General features: G+C 43.4%; 1 protein-coding gene. It reads right to left on the reverse strand.

Going from position 1 to position 865, the window contains the following annotated elements:
• Positions 1 to 818, reverse strand: an 818-nt coding sequence (locus A3739_RS01425) for a glycosyl transferase (RefSeq protein ID WP_068499972.1), incomplete at its 3' end; no start/stop codon positions are given.
• Positions 819 to 865 lie beyond the last annotated feature (47 nt).

Raw genomic sequence — 865 nt, forward strand, 5'->3', positions numbered from 1 at the left:
TCGTATATGTGTGCGATATCAACTTGGCAAAGACGGTTGTGCGCATAGTTGCGGTACATCTCTGAAAGCACCCCAATCTCTAAGCCCCAATCACTTGGAATTCGAATATCTTTTAAGACATCGATACGGAACGAAAACTCGCCAGCTAATGGATAACGAAAGCTATCCATGTACTCTAAGTAATCACGATATCCAATAACGCTTTTGAAAGATCGTAATAATGGTGTCACTAACAAACGACTGACACGTCCGTTCATTTTTCCATTAGCGACTCGAGAATAGTAGCCCTTACAGAACTCATAATTGTAATGCGGATTGGCAACTGGGTAGATTAAGCGCGCTAAAAGTTCTTTATCATAGGTGACGATATCACAGTCATGCAGGGCAACCGATTCTGATCGGTTCGACGCTAAGGTATAGCCCATGCAATACCATACATTTCTGCCCTTACCTGCTTCTTTAGGCGCAACACCGAGGGCCTGCAGCTCGTCGTCGAGTTGACGTAATCGCGGTCCATCGTTCCAAAGCACGCGATGACGTTGTGGCAATTTTGAGAAAAAACCTAAAGCGTATTTATACTGATCAAGGCTAGCGCGATCTAAACCAATCACAATTTCACCGATGTACTTCACCTCGCTAAGTAAATCGATAATTTTGGGTAGCGCATCCCCTTCTAACTCAGAAAATAGAGACGGCAAGATCAGCCCCATCGGACGTTTTGTTGCAAAATCTTCCAGCTCCCTCTCGAGGTCTTCATACGACCGACAGCTTAGATTATGTAACGTTGTTATGATGCCATTTTGATAAAAGTCAGCCATTTTTTACTCGCTTAAGCTCTATGTCTGCTGGTTATTATTTACAATGA

This window comes from Oleiphilus sp. HI0067 (genome assembly GCF_001635735.1).